This is a genomic window from Dactylosporangium sp. NPDC049742, assembly GCF_040674675.1.
GTDB classification, from domain to species: domain Bacteria; phylum Actinomycetota; class Actinomycetes; order Mycobacteriales; family Micromonosporaceae; genus Dactylosporangium; species Dactylosporangium maewongense.
The window spans coordinates 94,347-111,323 of the sequence record NZ_JBFANF010000031.1 but is presented as its reverse complement, the minus strand read 5'-3'; the positions used below and the strand labels follow the sequence as shown (position 1 = coordinate 111,323).

Annotated in this window: 16 protein-coding genes; 11 read left to right on the top strand and 5 right to left on the bottom strand. The window is 74.2% G+C overall.

The window, feature by feature from the left end; translation table 11 throughout:
* The coding region (locus tag AB0J72_RS32450) for a hypothetical protein (RefSeq protein WP_363405205.1) at window positions 1-261 on the bottom strand (261 nt) is incomplete at its 3' end.
* Here AB0J72_RS32450 and AB0J72_RS32445 point away from each other — a divergent pair.
* On the top strand, window positions 253-879 hold the full coding sequence (locus AB0J72_RS32445; protein ID WP_363405203.1) for a hypothetical protein: 627 nt from the start codon (window positions 253-255) through the stop codon (window positions 877-879). The two genes, AB0J72_RS32450 and AB0J72_RS32445, sit on opposite strands and share 9 nt — an antisense overlap.
* A gap of 43 nt (window positions 880-922) precedes the next feature.
* Complete coding sequence (locus AB0J72_RS32440; RefSeq protein ID WP_363405201.1) at window positions 923-1,387, top strand: hypothetical protein; 465 nt, start codon at window positions 923-925, stop codon at window positions 1,385-1,387.
* Window positions 1,388-1,615: 228 nt separating this feature from the next.
* Here the strand turns inward: AB0J72_RS32440 and AB0J72_RS32435 are convergent, their stop codons facing one another.
* Entirely contained in the window at window positions 1,616-2,563 is a 948-nt protein-coding gene (locus tag AB0J72_RS32435; protein ID WP_363405199.1) for a GNAT family N-acetyltransferase, read from the bottom strand.
* Between the two features lie 106 nt (window positions 2,564-2,669).
* Here AB0J72_RS32435 and fdxA point away from each other — a divergent pair, with 106 nt between their 5' ends.
* Both fdxA and dapC read left to right on the top strand, forming a co-directional pair.
* A complete protein-coding gene (gene fdxA, locus AB0J72_RS32430) occupies window positions 2,670-2,996 on the top strand; it encodes a ferredoxin (protein WP_344503740.1) in 327 nt (108 codons plus the stop codon).
* A gap of 5 nt (window positions 2,997-3,001) precedes the next feature.
* The gene (dapC, locus tag AB0J72_RS32425; RefSeq protein ID WP_363405273.1) at window positions 3,002-4,117 is read left to right on the top strand and encodes a succinyldiaminopimelate transaminase; all 1,116 of its coding nucleotides are present in this window, start codon (window positions 3,002-3,004) and stop codon (window positions 4,115-4,117) included.
* A 55-nt stretch (window positions 4,118-4,172) separates the two neighbouring features.
* Here the strand turns inward: dapC and dapD are convergent, their stop codons facing one another.
* Complete coding sequence (gene dapD, locus AB0J72_RS32420) at window positions 4,173-5,111, bottom strand: 2,3,4,5-tetrahydropyridine-2,6-dicarboxylate N-succinyltransferase (protein ID WP_363405197.1); 939 nt, start codon at window positions 5,109-5,111, stop codon at window positions 4,173-4,175.
* A gap of 33 nt (window positions 5,112-5,144) precedes the next feature.
* On the opposite strand from dapD, the gene dapE reads away from it, so the two are divergent.
* Window positions 5,145-6,212: a succinyl-diaminopimelate desuccinylase gene (gene dapE, locus AB0J72_RS32415; RefSeq protein WP_363405195.1), complete on the top strand. Its 1,068-nt coding sequence runs from the start codon at window positions 5,145-5,147 to the stop codon at window positions 6,210-6,212.
* 34 nt (window positions 6,213-6,246) lie between these two features.
* Here the strand turns inward: dapE and AB0J72_RS32410 are convergent, their stop codons facing one another.
* Window positions 6,247-6,390 (bottom strand): hypothetical protein, encoded by a 144-nt coding sequence (locus AB0J72_RS32410; protein ID WP_363405193.1) that lies wholly within the window; start codon window positions 6,388-6,390, stop codon window positions 6,247-6,249.
* Window positions 6,391-6,492: 102 nt separating this feature from the next.
* A complete protein-coding gene (locus tag AB0J72_RS32405) occupies window positions 6,493-7,287 on the bottom strand; it encodes a DUF3152 domain-containing protein (RefSeq protein ID WP_363405191.1) in 795 nt (264 codons plus the stop codon).
* Between the two features lie 39 nt (window positions 7,288-7,326).
* Between AB0J72_RS32405 and AB0J72_RS32400 the strand changes: the two genes are divergently transcribed.
* From AB0J72_RS32400 to AB0J72_RS32375, 6 genes are all read left to right on the top strand, one after another.
* On the top strand, window positions 7,327-8,121 hold the full coding sequence (locus AB0J72_RS32400; protein WP_363405189.1) for a TIGR00730 family Rossman fold protein: 795 nt from the start codon (window positions 7,327-7,329) through the stop codon (window positions 8,119-8,121).
* Window positions 8,121-8,687 carry a TIGR00730 family Rossman fold protein gene (locus AB0J72_RS32395; RefSeq protein WP_363405187.1) on the top strand — a complete coding sequence of 189 codons (567 nt, stop codon included), beginning with the start codon at window positions 8,121-8,123 and terminating at the stop codon, window positions 8,685-8,687. Before AB0J72_RS32400 ends, AB0J72_RS32395 begins: the two co-directional genes overlap by 1 nt.
* A 51-nt stretch (window positions 8,688-8,738) precedes the next feature.
* On the top strand, window positions 8,739-11,873 hold the full coding sequence (locus AB0J72_RS32390; RefSeq protein ID WP_363405271.1) for an ATP-dependent DNA helicase: 3,135 nt from the start codon (window positions 8,739-8,741) through the stop codon (window positions 11,871-11,873).
* On the top strand, window positions 11,870-15,592 hold the full coding sequence (locus AB0J72_RS32385) for a UvrD-helicase domain-containing protein (protein WP_363405185.1): 3,723 nt from the start codon (window positions 11,870-11,872) through the stop codon (window positions 15,590-15,592). The genes AB0J72_RS32390 and AB0J72_RS32385 overlap by 4 nt, the downstream gene beginning before the upstream one ends.
* A gap of 104 nt (window positions 15,593-15,696) precedes the next feature.
* On the top strand, window positions 15,697-15,858 hold the full coding sequence (locus AB0J72_RS32380) for a hypothetical protein (protein WP_363405183.1): 162 nt from the start codon (window positions 15,697-15,699) through the stop codon (window positions 15,856-15,858).
* Window positions 15,859-15,903: 45 nt separating this feature from the next.
* A complete protein-coding gene (locus tag AB0J72_RS32375; protein WP_363405181.1) occupies window positions 15,904-16,875 on the top strand; it encodes a hypothetical protein in 972 nt (323 codons plus the stop codon).
* Window positions 16,876-16,977 lie beyond the last annotated feature (102 nt).

Genomic DNA, 16,977 nt, shown 5'->3' with positions numbered 1-16,977 from the left:
GGGGATGGCCCGGCGGGGGATGGCCCGGCGGGGGATGGCCCGGCGGGGGATGGCCCGGCGGGGGATGGCCCGGCGGGGGATGGCCCGGCGGGGGATGGCCCGGCGGGGGACGGTCCGGTGGTCGGGGATGGTCCGGCGGTCGGTGGTGGACCCGTGCTCGGCAAGAGCCCGGCGGCGGGTGATGTCGGTGCTGCCGAGGGCGGTCCGGCCGGCGCCACCGCAGGCGACGGCGGCACGGCGGTTGGTGGACCCGTGCTCCACAAGGGTCCGGCGGCGGGCGATGTCAGTGCTCCCGAGGTCGGTGGGGACGGTCCGGGCGGCGGGGTGGAGCCCTATGCGCCCGGCAGCGGGTTCGCCGTGCCCGTTGGCGAGGACGCGCCGAAGCCCGAGGCGACCGGCGAGCCGCTCGACATCGTGATCACGATCGGCGGGCTGGTCGTCGCGGTGCTGCTGGCGGTGGCGCTGGCGGTGTTCGAGGCGTTCCTGGCGCCGCTGCGGGCGTCCGACCTCGGGCTGTCCGGCACCGGGACGAGCAACATGCGGATCCCGCTCGCGCTGGTGCTGGCGCTGGTGACGAATCCGATGCTCGGGTGGTTCGCGTTCACGACGACGGGCCGGCGGTTCGCGGCGCTGCTGCCGGCGGGTGCCTGGTGCGTCGTGTGGATCTTGGCGGCGGGCCGCACCACCGAGGGCGACCTGCTCATCACCAACGACAACTGGGTGGGGCTGCTGACACTGTTCGCGGGACCGCTGGCGTTCGCGATCGGCATCTACGTCACGGCGCTCCGGCAGCGGGTCGCGGGCTCAGCGAACTCGAAGGCAACGCCTCTTGCGCCACAGAGCGTGGGAAAGGTAGACACGTTCCCGCACCGTCCGTGACCCTCGGCGGCGCACGGGGAGCGAGCAACAGCGGAGGCTTGTGATGAAGGAGCGGTGGCTGCCTGTCGGCCTCATCGCCGGGGCACTCTTCCTCGTCAACGTCGTCGCGCGGCTGGTCGTGCGGTTCGCCGCCGGCAACGACGACGACAAGCAGGTCACGATCGGCCTGTGGGCGCTGTTCGCGGTCGGTGCCGTGATGATCCCCGTCGCGTTCTGGTACGGGCGCCGCCACCCCATGCTCCGCCTCGTGGCCGACCTGGGCATCGCCGTGGTGGCCGCCTGCGTGCTCGCGGTGCTGGTGGGGCCGTTCGTGTCGGGCGCCACTCCGTTCGGCGACGGCGTCGGGCTCGTCTTCCGCCAGTTCTTCTACTTCGTCGGCCTCTCCGCCATCGGCGCGGTCCTGGGCGTGCTCGCGCTGATGACGCTCGGCTGGGACTACCGGTCGCAGTCGTGGAAGCGGTACATCGACCGCGCCGGCACCAAGCCCCGCCGCATCGTCCGTCGCTAGCCGCCCCGCCCTCGCCCCGCCCGGCGATGTGGCCGGCGGGTCGCGCCGCGAAAGCCGGCGGGTCGCGGCCCGCAAAAAGCCGGCGTCGCCGGCCAGCCTCGAGGCTGTCGTGGGGACGGCGCGGCGGCGGGCCCGGTAACGCGCGCAGCTTCGCCCGCACGCCGTCCGGCTCCGCGGCCTGGATCAAGGTCGAAGGACGACGGCTTCGATCAGGGACGCCGTGACCGGTCAGCCGGTGGGCAGGACCCGTGTCTGATAGACGTGGTGCGTGGTGAAGCCGAGCTTCTCGTACAGGGCGACCGCCCCCGTGTTGCGCTGCTCCACCTGCAGGTAGGCGTCGGTGGCGCCGGCTTCCACGGCCCACGTGGTCAGGGCGCCGAGGATGCGGCGGGCGAGGCCCTGGCGCCGGGCGCGTTCGTCGGTGCCGATCAGGGACAGGCCCAGCCAGCGGCCCTCGGGGTCGGCGACGCAGCCCCGGCCGGTGGCGAGCAGGACGCCGGCGGGGTCGCGCAGCGAGGCGAACCGGACGGACGGCACGCCGGTGAGGACGCCGCGGGCGGAGGGGGGCAGCGGGCCCTTCCGGCCGGCGACGGCGGTCAGCCACTCGTCCGACGGCGAGGCGTCGAGCGTCACCTGCGGATCGGCGGCGGCCGGCAGGTCCGCGAGCCGGGCGGTCATGAGCAGCGTCAGCGGCATCGGGGTCCAGCCCCGGCGGTCGAGCTCGTCGTCGATGCGCTGGAAGAGCGGCAGCGGGACGCTCATCGCCGGCCGGAGGGCGCGCCGCTCGTACCAGCGCGAAACCGCGTCGACGGCGTCGGGCAGCGGCAGGTCGGGGTCGCCGACCGGGAGGGCCGAGTTGCCGCGCATGGTCCAGCCGTCGGTGGCGCGCAGGAGCCAGTCGCCGAGCTGGTCGCGCTCGCCCGCGGGCCAGCCGGCCGCGGCGGCGACCTCCAGGGACTCGGTGGGCGTGAGGCGGCGCCGGTCGGGCACGAGCTTGGCCCTGTGGATCTCAGCGATTGGAACGCGGACGGCGCCGGTCCGCCCACGCACTGTGAGATGCGTCTCGGTGATCTCGACGAGTCGGCCCAGAATGTCCGAGTAGAGGGGTCGATCGCCTCGCTGTCCCACGATGCGGCGCACGACGACCCGACTTCCCACATGCTGTGGACCGAGCACGCTGCACCTCCAGAACGGCGGGATACTAGGCTCGTACCGCCGCGGTAGGGATGCGGCGGGGTTCGCCAACCACGTTGGCAGCCTCAGGTGCGAAAGAGGGCGAACCGTGACATACATCATCGCCGAACCTTGCGTGGACCTGCTCGACAAGGCGTGCATCGAGGAGTGCCCTGTCGACTGCATCTACGAGGGCAACCGCATGCTCTACATCCACCCGGATGAGTGCGTCGACTGTGGTGCCTGCGAGCCGGTGTGCCCGGTCGAGGCGATCTTCTACGAGGACGACGTCCCGGAGAAGTGGAAGGACTTCGTCGGCGCGAACTACTCGTTCTTCGACGAGCTGGGCTCGCCCGGCGGCGCGTCGAAGGTCGGGAAGGTCGAGAAGGACGCGACGTTCGTCGCCGGCCTGCCGCCGCAGGAGCACGACCACTGACCGGCATCGTCTCGCACACGGGAAGTCCCGCCGCCCGGCGCTCGCTCGCCGCCGGGCTTCCGGACTTCCCGTGGGACCGCCTGGAGCCGGCGAAGGCCAAGGCCGCCGAGCACCCCGACGGGCTGATCGACCTGTCGATCGGCACGCCCGTCGATCCGGTGCCCGCGGCGATCCGTGCTGCCCTGGCGGCGGCGTCGGACTCGCCCGGCTATCCGCTGACCGCCGGCACCCCGCAGCTGCGGGCCGCGATCCGCGCCTGGGTGACGCAGTGGTGCGCGCCGGCCGGCGACGGCTTCGGCGTGCTGCCGACGATCGGCTCGAAGGAGCTGGTCGCGTGGCTGCCGACGCTGCTCGGGCTCGGCCCCGGCGACACCGTGGTGATCCCGCCGGTCTGCTACCCGACGTATGAGGCCGGCGTGCAGCTCAGCGGCGCGACCGTGGTGCGGTCCGACTCGCTGACGGCCCTCGGCCCGGCGCGGGTCCGCCTCGTGTGGGTCAACTCGCCGTCCAACCCGACCGGTCGCGTTCTGCCCGCCGCCCATCTGCGCAAGGTCGTCGACTGGGCCCGCGAGCGCGGCGCCGTCGTGGCCAGCGACGAGTGCTACCTGCCGCTGCCGTGGGAGGCCGAGCCGGTCTCGATCCTGTCGGTCTGCGACGACCGCTTCGACAACGTCCTCGCGGTGCACTCGCTGTCGAAGCGCTCCAACCTGGCCGGGTATCGCGCGGGCTTCGTCGCCGGCGACCCCGCCCTGGTCGACGAGCTGCTCGCGGTCCGCAAGCACGCCGGCATGATCGTCCCCGCCCCGGTCCAGGCGGCGATGGTGGCGGCCCTCGGCGACGAGGCGCACGTCCAGGAGCAGCGCGACCGCTATGCCGCCCGCCGTGCGGCCCTGCGCGAGGCGTTCACCGCGGCGGGGTTCACCGTCGAGCACTCCGAGGCCGGCCTGTACCTGTGGCTGACCCGCGACGAGGACTCCTGGGACACGGTGGCCTGGCTGGCGGAGCGCGGCATCCTGACCGCGCCCGGCGCGTTCTACGGCCCGGAGGGCAGCCGGCACGTCCGGGCCGCCCTGACCGCGACCGACGAGCGCATCACCGAAGCGGCGAAGCGCCTGCGGTAAGGCCGAATCCCATGATCCGGTAGAGAATCTCTACCGGATCATGGGGAAGCCGGCGTCAGTTGGCGTGCAGCGCGGCGTTCAGCTCGATGCCGCGGCCCGCCCGCTCGCGGACCTCGAGACGGCCCGAGACCGAGTTGCGGATGAACAGCAGGTTGGACATGCCGGACAGCTCGCGCGCCTTCACGACCCGGTCGTCGGGCAGGGTGAGCTTCGAGCCGGCGGTGATGTAGCAGCCCGCCTCGACGACGCAGTCGTCGCCGAGCGAGATGCCGATGCCCGCGTTGGCGCCCAGCAGGCAGCGCTCGCCCAGCCGGATCACCTCTTTGCCGCCGCCGGAGAGCGTGCCCATGATCGAGGAGCCGCCGCCGACGTCGGTGCCGTCGCCGACCACGACACCCGCGGAGATGCGGCCCTCCACCATCGAGGTGCCCAGGGTGCCCGCGTTGAAGTTGACGAAGCCCTCGTGCATGACGGTCGTGCCGGGGGCCAGGTGGGCGCCCAGGCGCACCCGGTCCGCGTCGGCGATGCGGACGCCGGACGGCGTGACGTAGTCGACCATGCGCGGGAACTTGTCGATGCCGAAGACGTTGAGCCGGCGCCCCGCGAGACGCTCGGCCAGCCGCAGCTCGTCGACCTGGTCGGGCAGGCACGGGCCGGCGGAGGTCCACGCGACGTTGGCGAGCAGCCCGAACTGCCCGTCGAGGTTGGCCTGGTGCGGCTGGACGAGCCGGTGCGAGAGCAGGTGCAGCCGCAGGTAGGCGTCGGCGGTGGAGGCCGGTGCGTCGCCCAGGGAGCCGATCTCGACCCGGACCACCTCGACGGACAGCGACGGCAGCGGCGCCGCGCCGGTCGGGGCGAGCGCCGGCACCTCGGCCGGAAGCGCGCCGAGGCCGAGGTGACCGGTGGGGAACCAGGCGTCCAGGACCTGACCCGAGGAGGCCACGGTGGCCAGGCCAAGTCCCCAGGCGGGGGAGTCGATGTAGGCGGTCGTCACGTGACCGAACGCTACCGCATCTAGGGTATGGGCATGCTGACGCGTGACGTGCTCGAAGACCCGGTGGCCCTGACCCGAGCCCTCGTCGACATCGAGTCGGTGTCCGGCGACGAGGCGGAGATCGCCGACCAGGTCCAGCACGCACTCGGCGGCACGGGCCTGAAGGTGGAGCGCTTCGGTCACACGATCGTCGCGCGCACCGAGCTGGGCCGGCCGGAGCGCGTCGTGCTCGCCGGGCACCTCGACACGGTCCCGCTCAACGACAACTGGCCGTCGCGCACCGAGGGCGGCCTCATGCACGGCTGCGGCACGTCGGACATGAAGGCGGGCACGGCGATCGCGCTGCACCTCGCGGTCACCGAGCAGGCGCCCCGCCACGACGTCACCTACGTCTTCTACGAGTGCGAGGAGGTCGACTCGGCGCGCAACGGGCTGAAGATCCTCGCCGACAAGCGGCCGGAGCTGCTGACCGACGCGTCGTTCGCGCTGCTGCTGGAGCCGACGCACGGCCTCGTCGAGGCGGGCTGCCAGGGCACGCTGCGGGTCCTCGCCCGCACCGCCGGCCGGCGCGCGCACTCGGCCCGTTCCTGGCTCGGCGACAACGCGATCCACAAGGCCGCGCCGATCCTGCGGAGCCTTCAGGTGTACGAGCCGCGCACGGTCGTCATCGACGGCTGCGAGTTCCGCGAGGGGCTGAACGCGGTCCGGATCGGCGGCGGCGTCGCGGGCAACGTGATCCCCGACGAGTGCGTGGTCGAGGTCAACTTCCGGTTCGCGCCCGACCGCTCCGAGGAGCAGGCCGCCGCCCATGTACGGGAGGTGCTCGCCGGCTTCGAGCTGGAGATCGTCGACTCGGCGCCGGGCGCGCTGCCGGGCCTGGACGCGCCGGCCGCCCGGGAGTTCCTGGCCGCGATCGGGCAGCCGCGGCGGGCGAAGCTCGGCTGGACCGACGTGGCCAGGTTCGCGACCCTCGGCGTCCCGGCGCTCAACTACGGCCCCGGCGACCCGAACCTCGCCCACAAGCAGGACGAGCACGTCGAGCTCGACAAGATCGTCGAGGGCGCCGACGTGGTGCGGCGCTGGCTGACGGCAGGCGCGTAAGGCCGCGCGGGTCCGCGGAAGGCCGTAACCGGCCTCAGCGCTCGTGCGTTGAGGGATCCGGGGGTTCGACCTGAGGGCCCAGGGCGGCCAGCAGCCGGCGCACCGCGAGCACCTCGCGGATCCGCCGGTTCATCTGCCGCCTGCGACGGTCGTGCTCCGCACGGGTCATGCCGGTCACCCCCTACACCTTGCCGTCCGGTATATCGGGTATGACGCCATGAAACCGGCGAACGTTGCCCTCTGCACCCGATTTCTCACCGATGGCCGACGATCGGCCTGATCAACGCGGTGCGGGCGGTCCCGTCACGAACGTCCTGCCGTCCGGGTACGGCCACGGGTTCCGCTCGCATCCCTCGAGACCGAACGTCTGCCGCGCCATCACCGGCGCCGGCGCGCCCTTGCGCGGGCAGACCACGTGGCCGTTGCCGAGGAAGTGGCCGACCTCGTGGTTGACCACCATGTCCCGGTAGTCGCCGAGCACCGGGTACCAGGGGACGCCGAGCTGCCACCGCTTCAGGTTGATGATCACGTCGCGCCCGCCGCGGCAGGAGACCTCGCCGCGGGTGCGCACGCCCCGCCTCGCGCACATCGAGTCGGTCGTGGCGGGGGTCGCCAGGTGCACGGTCAGCTCGCTCGGCTGCCCGCCGGGCACCCGCTGGAAGGAGACCCGGCCACCGGCGATCCAGCTTCTCGGATCTCCCAGCGTCGCGTGTACCGCCACCGCGAACTCCTCCGGATCGACCCCTGACCCCTGTTCGGTGGCGACCGTGTACAGCACCAGCCGTCCGGCACCGCCGGTCCGCTCGCCCGCGACGGTGCTGTAGTCGAACTTCCCGGTGCCGTTCGCCGGGACCGCGGTGACCACAGGCGAGGGCGTCGGCGACGGCGTCGGCTCCGGTGACGGCGAACTGGACGGCGAACTGGACGGCGAACTGGACGGCGAGTCCGAGGGAGGCGACTGGGCCGTGATCGTGCCGCCCGGCACCGCGGCCGTGCCCAACCCGTACCAGACCGCGCCGACACCGGCGGTGATCGCCACCGCCAGTGCGACGACCAGCCCCCGTCGACGCCCCATGGCTGCATTGCATCACGACATCCACGTACGGTGGGGGCCATGACCGAGGGTAGGACCAGTCAGCCGCGCGAGCGGCACCGCGGACCGGTGACGCTGCGCCGCGACTCGATTCCGCCGAGCACCGCCGACCAGCGGCTGCTCGACTCGCACCTGCGCGCCGAGTGGAAGACGAAGGACGCGTGGCGGGCGCTGCGGATCCTCAGCGAGTTCGTCGAGGGCTTCGACACCCTCGCCGACCTGCCGCCGTCCGTGAGCGTCTTCGGCTCGGCCCGCAGCAAGCCCGACAGCCCCGAATACCGGCTCGGCGAGGAGCTCGGCGCGGCGCTCGCCCGGGCGAACTACGCGGTCATCACCGGCGGCGGTCCCGGCGTCATGGAGGCGGCCAACAAGGGCGCCGCGGACGCCGGCGGGCTGTCGGTGGGCCTGGGCATCGAGCTGCCGTTCGAGCAGGGCCTCAACGAGTGGGTCGACCTCGGCATCGACTTCCGCTACTTCTTCGCCCGCAAGACCATGTTCGTCAAGTACGCGCAGGCGTTCGTCGTGCTGCCCGGCGGCTTCGGCACCCTCGACGAGCTGTTCGAGGCGGTGACGCTCGTGCAGACGAAGAAGGTCACCCGCTTCCCGGTGGTGCTGATGGGCACCAGCTACTGGCAGGGCCTGGTCGACTGGCTCCGCGACACCATGCAGGCCGACGGCAAGATCGGCCCCGAGGACCTGGGCCTGCTGTACCTGACCGACGACGTCGACAAGGCCGTCCAGTACATCATGGACGCCGGATCCGAGGAGATCGAGGCGGCGTCCGCCCGCTGGACCGCGCGGGAGGCGAGCGGCTGATGGCGGCGATCGGTGTGTTCTGCGCCTCGTCGCAGCGGCTCGACCAGCGCTGGCTCGACCTCGCCCACCAGCTCGGCGTCGAGATCGGCCGGCGCGGTCACGAGCTGGTCTCCGGCGGTGGCTGCGTCGGCATGATGGGCGCCGTCGCCGACGGCACCCGCGACGGCGGCGGCCGCACCTACGGTGTCATCCCCCAGTCCCTCGTGGACCTGGAGGTCGCCGACACGAAGTCCGACGAGCTCGTCGTCACCGACGGCATGGCGTCGCGCAAGACGATGATGATCGAGAAGGCGGACGCGTTCGTGGTCCTGCCCGGTGGGCTCGGCACCCTCGACGAGCTGTTCGAGGTGTGGACGACCGCCATGCTCGACCTGCACCGCAAGCCGGTGCTGCTGTTCGACGCCGACGGCTTCTACGCCGGGCTGCTCGACTGGCTGCGCGGCCTCACCGCCCAGGAGTTCGTCCGCCCGTCGGCGATGACGATGCTGCTGATCTCCCGGGACGTGCCGGAGTCACTCGACCTGCTGGAGGCGAGCCTCCTCGGAGGAAATGTCGGACGGTCGTGATTGCATAGCGGCGTGACCGCGACCGCTGCCCCCCGCCGTGCCTTCCGTCTGGTGCGGCGCCCCGCCCCGGCGGCGGTCGCGATCGAGGCCGACCCGTGGCAGCGGCTCGTCGTGGAGCACACGGCCGGGCCGCTGCTCGTCGTCGGCGGCCCCGGCACCGGCAAGACGACCACGCTCGTCGAGGCCGTCGCCGCGCGGGTCGCCGAAGGGGTCGAGCCCGACAGGATCCTGGTGCTGACGTTCGGCCGGCGCGGCGCCGTGCGGCTGCGGGACACGATCGAGGCGCGGCTGGGCCGCGCGGCGGGGCTGCGGACCACCGCCGAGCCGATGGTCCGCACGTTCCACGGCTATGCGTTCGGGCTGCTGCGCCGCGCCGCCGTCGAGCGCGGCGAGCCGTCGCCGCGGCTGCTCACCGGCCCCGAGCAGGACCTCGTCATCCGCGAGCTGCTGCAGGACTCGCGGGCGCCGTGGCCCGAGGCGCTGCGCGGCGCGCTCGGCACCCGCGCGTTCGCGACCGAGCTGCGCGACCTGCTGCTGCGCGCGGTGGAGCGCGGCGTCGGCCCGCAGGGGCTGGCCCGGCTCGCGGTCGTGCACCAGCGTCCCGACTGGGCCGCCGCGGCGGCGTTCTTCGAGGAGTATCTGCAGGTCCTCGCCCTGCGTGACGCGGCCAGCCGGGGCGCCGTCGCCTATGACTACGCGGAGCTGGTGCGGGCCGCGGCGGGGCTGCTGGCCGACCAGCCCGACCTCCTCGCCGCCGAGCGGCGCAGGATCGAGTGCGTCTACCTCGACGAGCTGCCCGACACCGACCCGGCCCAGATCGAGCTGCTCGACCTGATCGCCGGCTCGGGCGCGCACCTCGTCGCGTTCGCCGACCCCGACTCCTCGACGTTCGCGTTCCGCGGCGCCGACCCGGGGATCGTCGGCGAGTTCCCCGACCGGTTCCGCACCGCCGGCGGGCGGCCCGCGCCGCAGGTGATCCTGCCCGGCTCGCGCCGGCTCGGCGACGGGCTGCTCGCGCCGACCCGGCGGGTCGCGTCGCGGCTGCGCGGCCCGTCCCGGCACCGGCTGCTGGAGGCGTCCCGCCCCGGCGGCACGGTGGAGACCGCGACGTTCGGCTCGGAGACGACGGAGGCGGCGTTCCTGGCGCACCGGCTCCGCGAGGCGCACCTGCTGCGCGGCGTGCCGTGGTCGCGGATGGCGGTCGTGGTGCGCTCCACCGCCCGGCAGCTCGCGCCGCTGCAGCGGGCCCTGCACTCGGCGGGCGTGCCGACCGTCACCGAGGCCGAGGACCTGCCGCTGCACCTGCAGCCGGCGATCGCGCCGCTGCTGCTGCTCCTGCGCTGCGCCCTGGACGCCGACCGGCTCGACGAGGACGCCGCGGTCGCGCTGCTGCACTCGCCGCTCGGCGGCGCCGACCCGCTCGCCGAGCGGCGCCTCCGGCAGGGCCTGCGCGCCCTCGCGCTCGCCGCAGGCGACCGCCGCCCGTCCGGGGTCCTGCTCCTGCGGGCGCTGCGCGACCCGGGCGAGCTCGCCGCGGTCGAGCGGCGGTGGGCGGCTCCGGCCCGCGCCGTCGGGCAGCTGCTGCGGGCCGTCCGCGACGCCGCGGCCCGGCCCGGCGCCACCGCCGAGGAGGTGCTGTGGACCGCCTGGCAGGGCAGCGGCCTCGCCGACCGGTGGACGGCGCTGAGCTCCCGCGGCGGCCATCGCGGCGCCGCCGCCGACCGTGACCTCGACGCCGTCGTGTCGCTCTTCGACGCCGCGGCCCGCTTCACCGACCGGCTCCCCGGCGCCGGCATCGCCGTCTTCCTCGACCACGTCGAGGGGCAGGACCTGCCCGCCGACTCGCTCGCCCCGTCCGCCGACCGCGGCGACGCCGTCCGCATCCTGACCGCGCACGCCGCGAAGGGCCTCGAGTGGGACGTCGTCGCCGTCGCCGGCGTGCAGGAGGGCGTCTGGCCCGACCTGCGGCTGCGCGGCAGCGTGCTCGGCTCGGAGCTGCTCGTCGAGGTCCTCGCCGGCCGCACCATGGAGACGATCGGCAGGCTGTCGGCGCTGCTCGACGAGGAGCGCCGGCTCTTCTACGTCGCCGTCAGCAGAGCCCGCGAGCAGGTCCTCGTCACCGCGGTCGCCTCCGGCGACGGCGAGGAGCAGCCGAGCCGCTTCCTGCTGGAGCTGGCCGGTCTCGACCCGGACGCCGACGCCGGCGGCGGCGCCGTGTTCGAGCCGCCCCGCGCGCTGACCCTGCCGACGCTCGTCGCCGAGCTGCGGGTGGCCCTGATCGACCCCGACGCCTCCGCCGCCCGCCGCGCCGCGGCCGCCGCGATCCTCGCCCGGCTCGCCGCCGAAGGGGTGCCCGGCGCCGACCCCGACAGCTGGTGGGGCCTGCCGCCGCTGTCCGACGACCGTCCCCTCGTCGACCCCGGCGAGCCGGTGACCGTCACCCCGTCGACCGTGGAGAGCGTCGACCGGTGCAGCCTGCGCTGGCTCCTGGAGCGGCACGGCGGGAAGCTGGCCCCGTCGCCGGAGCAGTCGATCGGCAACCTCGTGCACGCCGCCGCGATGCTCGCCTCCGACGCCACCGCCGACCGGGCCCAGCTCGTCGCCTATGTCGCCGACCGGTTCGACGCGATCGAGCTCTCCGCGCGCTGGCTCGCCGGCCGCGAGCGGGACCGCGCCGAGACCATGCTCGACAAGCTCATCGGCTGGCTCGCCGGCAACCCGCGCCGCCTCGTCGCGATCGAGCAGGACTTCCTCGTCGAGCTCGCCGACCCCGACGGCCCGGTCGAGATCAAGGGCCGCGTCGACCGGCTCGAGCTCGACGAGCAGGGCCGCCTCGTCGTCGTCGACCTCAAGACCGGCAAGTCCATCCCCGCCAACGCCAACCTCGCCGAGCACCCGCAGCTCGCGGCCTACCAGGCGGCGATCGAGCTGGGCGCCTTCGAGGAGTCCACCGTCCCCGGCGGCGCCTCCCTGGTCCAGCTCGGCGGCGAGACCAATGCCGCCCGCGAGCAGGTCCAGGCCCCGCTCGGCGAGTCCGGCGACCCCAACTGGGCGCAGGCGCTGGTCCGCAAGACCGCCCAGACCATGGCGGCCTCGACCTTCAACGCGGTCGTCAACAACAAGTGCCGCGTCTGCCCGGTCAAGACCTCCTGCCCCGTCTCGGGCAAAGGCCGGCACGTCACATGACCCAGACCGAGCACCAGAGCACCGGCGCCGCGCGGGTGAGCTTCCCGCCGGTCGAGCTGGCGAAGCTGCTCCGGCAGCCGGCGCCGACCGCCCAGCAGGCGGCGGTGATCGCGGCGCCGGTGGAGCCGCTGCTCGTCGTGGCGGGCGCCGGGTCGGGCAAGACGGAGACGATGGCGGCGCGGGTGGTGTGGCTCGTCGCCAACGGGCACGTGCGCCCCGAGCAGATCCTGGGGCTCACGTTCACCAGGAAGGCGGCCGGCGAGCTGTCGCACCGGATCCGGCAGCGGCTCGGCCAGCTGGTGCGGCGGCTCGGGCGCGACGACCTGATCGCGGGGGAGCCGACCGTCGCCACCTACCACTCGTATGCGGCGAGGGTGGTCCGCGAGCACGGTGTCCGGGCCGGTTTCGAGCCGAGCACGCGGCTGCTCACCGAGGCCGCGTGCTGGCAGCTCGCCGACGCGGTCGTCCGCGGGTATGACGGCGACATGACGGCGGTCGCGTCGGCGCCGTCGACCGTGGTGGACGCGGTGCTGCACCTGGCCGGCGACCTCGCCGAGCACCTGCGGGAGCCGGAGGACGTCGCCGCGTGGACCGGGCGGTTCTTCGCCGAGGTGAGCGGCAAGACCGGCAAGATGGCCAAGCCGGTCCGTGACGTGCTGTCCCGGCAGCAGGCCCGGCTGCAGCTGCTGCCGCTGATCCGGCAGTACCAGGAGAAGAAGGCCCTGCTGGAGGCGATGGACTTCGGCGACCAGCTGTCCAGGGCGGCCCGCGTCGCGCTCGCGCACCCCGAGGTCGGCGCCGTCGAGCGGGACCGTTTCCGGGTGGTGCTGCTCGACGAATACCAGGACACCAGCCACGCGCAGGTGGTGCTGCTGCGGTCGCTGTTCGGCGGCGGCCACCCGGTGACCGCCGTCGGTGACCCCTGCCAGTCGATCTACGGCTGGCGCGGCGCGTCCGCGGGCACCCTGGAGCGGTTCCCGGCCGAGTTCCCGACCGTGGCCGGCGACCCCGCCGGCGAGCTGACGCTGACCACCAGCTGGCGCAACCGGCCCGAGATCCTCGACCTCGCCAACACGATCTCCGCGCCGCTGCGGGCGCACGGGGCCCGCGTCGCCGAGCTCGCCCCGGCCGACGTGCTCGCCGAGCCGGCGTCGACCGCGACCGTCCACTGCGCGCTGCTCGACACGTATGCCGGCGAGGCCGCCTGGATCGCCGACCGGATCGTCGCGTCGTGGCGGCTCGCGGCGAGGGTCGCGCCCGACACGTTCCCGCTCGACATCCCCGTCGACGACCGGCCGACGACGGCGGTGCTGGTCCGCACCCGCGCGCAGATCCCCGCGCTGGAAAACGCGCTGCGCTCCCGCGGCCTGCCGGTCGAGGTCGTCGGGCTCGGCGGGCTGCTCGACACGCCCGAGGTCCGTGACGTCGTCAGCGTGCTGCGGGTCCTCGCCGACCCGGCCGAGGGCGCGGCGCTGCTGCGCATCCTGACCGGCCCGCGGTGGCGGATCGGGCCGCGTGACCTCGTCGCCCTGTACCGCCGTGCCCGCGCCATCGCCGCCGCCCGCCGGGCCGGCCCGGAGGACGAGGAGCCGGCCCTCGCCGACCGGCTCGACGAGGCGGTCCTGGTGGAGGCCCTCGACGACCTCGGCGACGCGGCGGCGTATTCGGAGCCCGGGTTCGCCCGCTTCGCGGCGCTCGGCGCGGAGCTGCGCCGCCTGCGCCGGCGGCTCGACCAGCCGCTGCCGGACCTCGTCGCCGACATCGAGCGCGCCACCGGCCTCGACGTCGAGGTCGCCGCCCGGCCCGGCGACGCCGGCCTGGCCCGCGGGCACCTCGACGCGTTCAGCAACATCGCGGCCCGCTTCGCCGGCGAGTCGGAGGGCGCGACGCTCGGCGCGTTCCTGGCATTCCTCGCCGCCGCGGAGAACGAGGAGCGCGGCCTCGCGCCCGGCGAGGTCGAGGTCGTCTCCGGCGCGGTGCAGATCCTGACCGCGCACGCCGCCAAGGGCCTCGAGTGGGACGTGGTGTCGGTCGCCGGCCTCTGCGCCGACGTGTTCCCCGGCCCGAGCAACGCCGGCGACCACTGGCTGCGCGGCCTCGGCGTGCTGCCCTTCCCGCTGCGCGGCGACAGCGGGGGGCTGCCGGTCCTGGACCTGTCGGTGGCCGCCGACATCAAGGGGGTCGTGCGCCGGCTGGAGGCGTTCACCGAGGACTGGCGCCACCACGACGTGCGCGAGGAGCGGCGCCTGGCCTATGTGGCGGTCACCCGCCCCCGCCGGCTGCTGCTGGCCAGCGGCTACTGGTGGGGCGACGGCGTCAAGCGGGCCCGCGGTCCGTCGGTCTTCCTCGACGAGATCCGGGAGCGGTGCGCGTCCGGCGCCGGCATGGTCGACGTCTGGGCCGACGCCCCGGCCCCCGACGCGCAGAACCCGACGGCCGAGCAGGTGCCGAGCGCCAGTTGGCCCGCGGACCCTCTCGGCGCCCGCCGGCCTCTTCTCGAAGCGGCGGCGGCGATGGTACGGGCAGCGACCGCCGCTCTCACCGCGCCACCTGCGCCGCCACCAGCGGAGACGGCCACCGCGCCGGCCGTCGCGGAGGAAGTGGCGTCCGCCCCGGAGGGGGAGTTGGCTCCCGCGCCGGTCGGGACGCTCGCCGCGGAGGGGGAGGTGGCTGCCGAGCCGGTCGGGTCGGTCGCCGCGGAGGACGAGTTGGCTGCCGCGCCGGTGTCGGCGGCACCGTCCTTCGCGCCGGATGTGGACGACCCGCGCCCGGTCGGGACGGCCGCTGCGGACGGAGGAGACGCTGCCGCGCCGGTCGGGACGGCAGTTGCTTCCGTGCCGGTCGGGTCGGCCGTTGCGGATGGAGGGGGTGTTTCCGCGCCGGGCGTGTCGGCCGCGCGGGGGGTCGGGTCGGATGCGGACGGTTTGCGCCCGGTCGTGGCCGGTGCGGGCGTCGGGGAGGCGCCAGTCGTACATACGCCGCAAACGCCAAGAGTGGACTGGCCGGATGAGGTCCTGGCGGACGGGTCGGGGCAGCGCTGGGCGGCGGAGGCGGACCTGTTGCTGGCGGAGCGGGCCCGGATCACGCCCCAGCTCAACGCGCCGGTCGAGGTCGTGCTGCCCGGGCACCTGTCGGTGTCGCAGCTGGTGGCGCTGCGCCGCGATCCGCAGCGGCTGGCCCGGACGCTGCGCAGGCCGCTGCCGTCGCGCCCGGATCCGTACGCGCGCCGGGGCACCGCGTTCCACCACTGGCTGGAGCAGCGGTTCAAGGCGGAGCGGCTGCTCGACCTCGACGAGCTGCCCGGCGCCGCCGACGAGGGCGCCGCGCCCGACGAGGCCCTCGCCGAGCTGCAGGCCAGGTTCCTGGCGGGGGAGTGGGCCGACCGGGTGCCGCTGGACGTGGAGGTGCCGTTCGCCTCCGTCGTCGCCGGGGTGGTGGTCCGCGGGCGGATGGACGCGGTCTACGCGTATCCCGACGGCCGCTTCGACGTCGTGGACTGGAAGACGGGCGCCCAGCCCACCGGCGCCGACGCGACCGCCGCGGCGGTGCAGCTCGCCGCGTACCGGCTGGCCTGGTCGGAGCTGCGCGGCGTGCCGCTGGAGCAGGTCGGTGCCGCGTTCTTCTACGTCCGTGACGGGGTGACGGTCCGCCCGGCCGACCTGCTCGACACCGACGGCCTGCTGGCCTTGATCGCGGCCCTGCCCGCGTCCGGTCTCTAACGAACTGCCGTCAAGCTTCCGACACCTCGCTGTCCACGGAACCTCGACGTCCTCGAAGCTGTCCAAGGGGCATGCGGACGGGCATGCGAGGGGAAGTGCGCACGATGCAGGCATCGCACACGCGCGAGGTGGCACTGGTGGTCGGGGTGGCGACCGCTGGGGTGCTGACCGCCGCCCTGATCGTCCTCGGCCCGGTCGCCGCCGCCGACACGCCGAGATACCCGCAGGTCATCGACGTGCGCACGCCGGCGCAGCCGCAGCCGTAGCCGCTTTTGGCAGACTGGCACCGGGCTGCGACACTTGCTGGTGAGATGACCGAGCAGCATTCACCGTGGGCTCAGCCGGACACGCAGGTCGTGCTGGCGCCCGTCGGGCCGGCGCCGACGATTCAGCGCGCGGCCGAGCCGCCGCGCGCGGCGCCGGGTTATCAATCCGGCCGGGTCTCGGGTCTCGGCGTGCCGCCGATCGTCCCACCCCCGTCGTGGGGCACCGGCGGTGGCGGCGGCGACGACGATGACGACCCGGTCAAGCGCAACAAGCGCATCCTGAAGCTGCTCACCGGCGGCGCGATCGCGGTCGTCGCGATCGGCCTGGTCGTCGTCCTGGTCTCGCTGATGACCGGCAACGCGACGACCCCCGGCGGCCTCTTCGACCGCCGCGCCGAGGGGCCCAGCGACACCCGCCCCGAGCTGGCCCGCCGCTGCCCGCCGCCGACCATCCCACCCGAGCTCCCACCCGGTGGTGACCCGGCGCCCGCCGGGCCGCGGACCGTCGACGAGGAGTCGGGGATCTCCTACAAGGAGTACGGCGCCCCGTGGGAGCCGTGGGACAACGTCTGGGCCGACCAGGGCGAGCTGAAGGTCACCTACCGGACCGGCCAGCACTTCGTCACCGAGCCCGACTACAACGGCGGCAGCGACTACCACGCCACGATCCTCTCCGGCCACGTCCCGGCCGCCGTCAACGACGGCATGGTCCTGGACCTCAGGTGCGTGGGCGACCAGATCGCCGCCGACGTGCGGATCAGCTTCTACCCCAAGGGCAACCAGCTGGAGCAGATCTCCGCCAAGGACCTCACCCTCGGTGGGCGTCCCGGCCGGCTGATCAAGTTCCGCCTGCACTTCTCCCAGCCGGGCCTGCGCGCGAAGAGTGAGCTGGTGTCGATCGCCCTCGTCGACCTGGGCAAGCCCGAGGCCGCGATCCTGTACGTCTCGATCCCCGACACCCACCGCCAGTTCGACTACATCGCCGACGAAGCACCCGAATCGGTACGGCCCACATAGCGCCGGACGGCCGACTGGCGCGGGTTGCGTCGATCCGTCACGCTGGGCGTCTCGCTGAAGCCTGCCTAGTGACAGACTTGCGCCGATCCGTCACGCTGGCGC

Coding starts and splice junctions, on each gene's coding strand:
- AB0J72_RS32440 (WP_363405201.1), top strand. CDS start 923: ATGAAGGAGCGGTGGCTGCCTGTCGGCCTCATCGCCGGGGCACTCTTC.
- dapE (WP_363405195.1), top strand. CDS start 5,145: ATGCTGACGCGTGACGTGCTCGAAGACCCGGTGGCCCTGACCCGAGCC.
- AB0J72_RS32405 (WP_363405191.1), bottom strand. CDS start 7,287: ATGGGGCGTCGACGGGGGCTGGTCGTCGCACTGGCGGTGGCGATCACC.
- AB0J72_RS32400 (WP_363405189.1), top strand. CDS start 7,327: ATGACCGAGGGTAGGACCAGTCAGCCGCGCGAGCGGCACCGCGGACCG.
- AB0J72_RS32395 (WP_363405187.1), top strand. CDS start 8,121: ATGGCGGCGATCGGTGTGTTCTGCGCCTCGTCGCAGCGGCTCGACCAG.
- AB0J72_RS32385 (WP_363405185.1), top strand. CDS start 11,870: ATGACCCAGACCGAGCACCAGAGCACCGGCGCCGCGCGGGTGAGCTTC.
- AB0J72_RS32380 (WP_363405183.1), top strand. CDS start 15,697: ATGCAGGCATCGCACACGCGCGAGGTGGCACTGGTGGTCGGGGTGGCG.
- AB0J72_RS32375 (WP_363405181.1), top strand. CDS start 15,904: ATGACCGAGCAGCATTCACCGTGGGCTCAGCCGGACACGCAGGTCGTG.